The sequence below is a fragment of the Microcoleus sp. OTE_8_concoct_300 genome, assembly GCF_031383065.1.
Classification (GTDB): domain Bacteria; phylum Cyanobacteriota; class Cyanobacteriia; order Cyanobacteriales; family Microcoleaceae; genus Microcoleus.
The window spans coordinates 1-4,957 of record NZ_JANMZH010000817.1 but is presented as its reverse complement, the minus strand read 5'-3'; the positions used below and the strand labels follow the sequence as shown (position 1 = coordinate 4,957).

General features: G+C 44.7%; 3 protein-coding genes and 2 pseudogenes. 3 read left to right on the top strand and 2 right to left on the bottom strand.

The features are described 5' to 3' along the window. Nucleotides 1–1,955 (bottom strand): DUF3854 domain-containing protein (locus ACUVJL_RS36275; RefSeq protein ID WP_445250243.1); only part of this gene is annotated, 1,955 nt, incomplete at its 3' end. 676 nt (nt 1,956–2,631) lie between these two features. Between ACUVJL_RS36275 and ACUVJL_RS36270 the strand changes: the two genes are divergently transcribed. After that, a complete protein-coding gene (locus tag ACUVJL_RS36270; protein WP_445250242.1) occupies nt 2,632–3,207 on the top strand; it encodes an IS607 family transposase in 576 nt (191 codons plus the stop codon). Beyond that, nucleotides 3,128–3,334 (top strand): helix-turn-helix domain-containing protein, encoded by a 207-nt coding sequence (locus ACUVJL_RS36265; RefSeq protein ID WP_445250241.1) that lies wholly within the window; start codon nt 3,128–3,130, stop codon nt 3,332–3,334. The genes ACUVJL_RS36270 and ACUVJL_RS36265 overlap by 80 nt, the downstream gene beginning before the upstream one ends. Before the next feature lie 44 nt (nt 3,335–3,378). On the opposite strand, the pseudogene ACUVJL_RS36260 reads toward ACUVJL_RS36265, so the two are convergent. Beyond that, a pseudogene (locus ACUVJL_RS36260) lies at nt 3,379–4,423 on the bottom strand (IS630 family transposase). 118 nt (nt 4,424–4,541) lie between these two features. Here ACUVJL_RS36260 and ACUVJL_RS36255 point away from each other — a divergent pair. Further along, nucleotides 4,542–4,957, top strand: a pseudogene (locus ACUVJL_RS36255) (RNA-guided endonuclease TnpB family protein); the annotation flags it as partial.

The following is a 4,957-nucleotide window of genomic DNA, read 5'->3' as shown; positions in this document are numbered from 1 at the left end:
TGCTCGTAGAGTTTGCCCGTCGGCGTGGAAGCCGTCGGGTCTACAATCAAACAATCGTCGAAGTGAGCCGCGACGCTGTTGGTATGCAGCTTCATGTCCCACTCCTGGAGTTTGAACTCTGCAATCTGATTCTTGCCCAGTCCTTGAATGCATTCGCTAACTGTGCTGTCAGAAAGGTTGAGGGCTACGGCAATAAGCTGAGAGATTTCTGCATCCATCGCGGCTTCTATTTTTGAATTTCGCAGCACCGTGGGTAATGGATTGTCGAAATGAACGAGGCACAAGCGGCGGTCTAAACCCGTAGTATCGCCTACGAAAATCGGGTTGTTGCTCCCCACAATTAACAATCCGTAGAAGAAAGCATCAGAAGCCGGCTTGTACAATTCCCGGTAGCTGACGGCATCGCCACCAGTCATGGATAATATTGCATCCACACCCGAAGCAGTGCGTTCGTCTGGACAGGTTACCAATTGCTTGTCGATGATGCTAGCCACTGTGGAGCCGTCATCCATATTTCTGAGCTTGCATCCCTTCCAATTCTCCCGGCCTACGATTTTTTGGAGGAGTCGGATAAACGTACCTTTGCCGCTCCCCGGCTTTCCGATCAAGTGAACGAACATCTGCAAGTCAAAAAACCGGAATTTGAGCAATCCGTTGACAATTGCCAGCAGCTTCAGGATTTTCCGGTGATCGCCCTGCATCGCCGTATTCATCCAGCGGTAAATGTTCGGGCAATTGTGGCGCAGGGTGTCGATCTCATCCGAGTTAGTTCCCGTCAAAGGCTTGTATTGATAAGGTAAGTATGAAGTAAAACCCATACCCGGAGAGTGCTTGAGAATTTGGCCGGTGTTGCTTTCCCACACCGAATCATCAAAAGCGATGTAGCGCTTCCTATCCCAGATATCCCAACGCTTCACCCGCAGGTCATCAGTCAGGAGGCTCAGTATATCGGAGATGTAACTGCAACCTTTGTACCCGATATTTCTGGCGTCGATGGTGGTTTTGACCAGCGTCCGAAAGTTCCCGTCGTCCATACGTTCCCAATGCTTGCCAGTCCAAATCCGCCAAGTTTTGGTTTCGTTGTCGAATTTCCAAATCTCCCCATAATCTTTAACTAACTGACGGGCAAGTTGTCGCGGTACGGGTGGTTTTGATGCTGTTTTGTTATCTTCGCTGCTGCCGATGTTGCTCTCCCAATCCTGAAAGCTAACCGATTTGACCAGCATCCGCCTGAATTCCTCTATTCCTTTCTTCTGAATGAAATCGTCCATCCCTTTGGTTCCTCCTTCAGTGCCCGGTTCCCATTGTCCCGTAACAGTGCGGACCGGAACACCAAATTTGAGCAACTGGTGGCCGAGTTTTCGGTGTTCCCAAACAACGCTGGGATTTGTCGTTGCATCGGCGTCGAAGGCAATGATGAACCCAAAACCAGCACGAGCGTAGAATTCTAATGTCGGAACGAGATAGCGTTGACCCTGCACGTCGCTAGCTTTGGCAGTCAGCCCCATGCTGATACCCATCAAGGCTATTGTCGGTAAATCGTGGCTGCATCCCGCGATTGCCTTAAAAGCTCCCTCTGTAATCAGGAGATAGGGATGATCGTCAATGCGGTAGCAGTGCTGCTTGAGTTTTTCTGCATCCCAGTAGTTTTGGTCGGTGGGGTGCTGGGGCAAGAATGCGTCGTACTCTCCCACCGGCGTGCGGTATTTGGGTGCTCTTTTACCGCCTTCTGATTTCCAAGGTTTGTCCGGTCTGAATTGGAATTGCGTTGTTTTTCCCACAAACAGGATGCCACCGGATTTCGCCGTATAACCCAAATATACTGATGCCTCGTCAGCAGATACGGTGCGGCAGTTGGCGGAGCTCCAATCGTTTAACAGTCCCCGGCTTTCGATGTGGCTCTGGTGTTTGGGGGAAAGGTACGCGGTAGATTGAAATTGATTTACAACGTTCATAGATGCCTCTCTCGCTACTCATAGCGGTGCTAACTGGTTTTTTTGCAAAAACCCGCTAAATTTAGAAGAGACGACGTTGCTTTAACTACCATTAATTTACAAAGGTGTAAAGTTTGCGGTAGTGGCAAATTTAGACTATGATAGTTTTACTTATTTGTGTCTGTTGTCTCTTTTTCTTCATCTTCTAAAGACAGCGGGCATTTTTTTTTGTCTGGTCTGGTCTGGTCTAGTTTAATCGCTGCGGGCTTTTCGGTTGTTTTGAAGAGCCCCTTCAAATTTTAAACTCTAACGGGTTGCTTGGATTGCTGACTACCAAGAAATTTCCGAATCGAAAAATTCCAATTTTGGCGATCGCAATTAACTCGGTTCATCCTGGACCCCCGGAATTTTCCGTCGTATCGATACCGTACTCGTGTAGCCTTCACTCAGCAAGCTTTCGCCGGCGTTTGAGCGTAAAAAGTCGGACACGTTGCGTCGGGATAAGCCCGCTGCTTCGGCGACTTGGGATTGGCTCATTCGATACGAGCCGTCTGGCCGCATAAAACCATCGACTGTAATGGAACCTATTTGCCAGATCGCCGCCCAGTCATTCTACCTCGGCTTGGTTAAGGTTAGTCAACAGAGTATTTTTTGCTAACTATTGCTCACTGAAGATTTTGTATGCAAGAATAAGGACATGGCATACATACCACTCAGAAAAGCAGTCGAGTTTCTGGGTTTGCATCCGAATACTTTGAGAAGGTACGCAGATGAAGGTCAGATCAAAAGCATTAAAAACGCCGCAGGGCAAAGACTCTACGACGTTGAATCCTACCAACGGAACTCAAATGCTGCTGCCATCGTTTGCTACTGCCGAGTCAGTTCACCCAAGCAACGAGACGACCTTATCAGACAAATTGCGTTCATGCGAGAACTCTATCCAACCGCCGAAATCATCCAAGACATTGGCAGTGGACTCAACTTCAAAAGGAAAGGTTTACAAGCCCTATTGGTGCGATTTATGCGGGGAGATCAGCTCACGGTTATTGTTGCCTGTCGAGACAGGCTCTGTAGATTCGGATTTGAATTATTCGACTTTATGGCAAAGCAAAACGGTGGAGAAATCTTGGTTCTCGATAGATGTGTTGACTGTCCTGAAACCGAACTCACAGCAGATCTTCTTGCCATCCTTCATGTCTTCAGTTGCCGAATGCACGGACTCAGAAGTTATAGCAAGAAAATCAAGGAAGATTCGTCTATCCCTAAACCCTGAACAAAAAGCCAAGGTAAAACATTGGTTTGGAGTCAGTCGATTTGTCTACAATAAGACAATTGAATTCCTGAAAGAACCAGGAACAAAAGCAAACTGGATGGCTATAAAAACCGGAATACTTAAGTAGGTAGGCGGGAAAAAACTAATCTATGTAACAAAACATTAAGCTACCTAATTGGAGTTAAACTTAAGACGTTGCGTGGTGTAATTTCCCCTTTGTCCTCTAGCTTCTACTCCATGAATTACGGCGTAGGCAAGTTCTAACTCATCATCAAAAATTTGTCCTGCCAACTCATCTTTTTTAATGTGTTGCCACTCCAATTCAATGGGGTTCATTTCAGAACAATACTTGGGTAAAAAGAAGATATATAAACCTTGATTTTCCCAATGCGGCCATAACTCTTGGACTTTTTTGCATCGGTGTATTGGGCCGTTGTCTTGTACAATTACTCTCGGCATTCCAATTTCAGCAGCTTAAGAGAGCTTCTCGCTCCATCATTTTGATATAAGCTTTTCGATCAACACCCCCAATTACTAAACCATAAATAAAATTTATTCCCTGTTGAAGAAGTCCGATAATACTTAGTCTACGACCACGCCGTTTCGTTTGTTCTAATCGTTTTTGCTCACCTATTTGGTAATAAGTATAGCCTGGTTCACTCCACGCACAAAAACCTGATTCATCTAAATACTTTAAGTCAATCCCTCCCGCCGCTGCCTCTAATTGCAACATATCTAAGTTAGATTGCTTCGTTTCTTGTACTAGGGGGTCTTGTTTTCCTTTGTGACTTTTTCTGGCTCGTTTCCAAATAACCCTTTTTTTTAGTATCCTTCTTAATCGATCGGCACTTAGTTTAACAGAACGTTCTTTTTCTAATTTCTGGACTAATTGAAGACTGTTATATGTACGTGATTCGTTTTTGAGACATTCTTTTAAAAACTCTATATCTTCGTCTTTCCACGTTTTCTGAGCCCCTCGACCAAGCAACTCCCAAAGCCCTTCCATGCCTAGATTCGACCATTTATGTAAAACCTCTCTTACTGTTTGTGAAGTCCAATTAAAATGAGCAGCTATTTTTTCAACGTACCAGCCATGTGCATTTAATCTAATTACTTCTGCTCTATCTTTAACTTTTTGTGGAACATCCGCAGTTCTCAGTTGTAAGAGAATTTTGTCTTGCTGTTGAGTCAGGAATACCCTTAATCTAGCGCCCATATATTTAGTTACCTCAATAAATATATTTTTTTTGTTTACTTATCTTAACATAGTTTGGTTTTTTTGCGCCGACCTACTTAATAGCTGGTGTAAGACTGTACCGTTCCAAATTAAATCGATGGCTATTAAAGATGCTTGCTTGGCAGTTAAAGCCGCAAAGAAAAGTTTTGGAAAAGACGGGCAGCTCCGTCAGTGTAAATTTCGCTCTCGTAAAGATAGGCAGCAAACAGTTTATATCCCTAAAACTGCTATCAAAGATTGTGGAATTTATCACTCAATCTTGGGTCAATCAAAGCTGAAAGAGAGATTACCCGACAACTTCAGCGATGGTAGATTGACACTTACCTATGGTGAGTATTATCTAGTTGTCTCAGAAGAAGTGCAACCATCAATAGCCGATAACCAAGGCAGGATGGTGGCCTTAGATCCTGGAGTTCGCACGTTCATGACATTTTTCTCAGAAGATTCCTATGGCTGGCTAGGCAACGATTCTAATCTATTTATCCAAAAGCTTTGCTTTAAATTAGATCGATT